Origin of the sequence: Psychrobacter sp. W2-37-MNA-CIBAN-0211, from assembly GCF_040309405.1 — a bacterium.
Taxonomy (GTDB): Bacteria; Pseudomonadota; Gammaproteobacteria; order Pseudomonadales; family Moraxellaceae; genus Psychrobacter; species Psychrobacter glaciei.
Map to the genome: position 1 here is coordinate 1 of NZ_JBEOOU010000387.1, position 255 is coordinate 255.

1 protein-coding gene is annotated in these 255 nt (G+C 68.2%); it reads left to right on the forward strand.

Annotated elements, in window-relative coordinates; translation table 11 throughout:
- On the forward strand, positions 1 to 226 hold a 226-nt coding region (locus AAEY72_RS15600), incomplete at its 5' end, for a hypothetical protein (protein WP_352311529.1).
- Between the last annotated feature and the right edge of the window lie 29 nt (positions 227 to 255).

A 255-nucleotide genomic window follows, 5' to 3' on the forward strand; every position in this document is an offset into this window, starting at 1 on the left:
GGACCCGCGTGCGGCGGCGGCGCTGTATGCGACGTCGTCGGGCGTCGGCGTGTCGCACGACGACGTGATGCGGATGCTCGCCGCGCCCGACACGCGCTTCTCGGTGCTGCCGAACCAGCTGATGGACTACGTCGAATTCCTGTACCTGGCCGGCACGATCAAGGCGAAGCCGCGCGCGTGGCACGAGATGTTCGCGCCGATGCTCGACGACTACCGGTCGGGTTGAGCCACGCCTGCGGCCAACCGAATCCATTC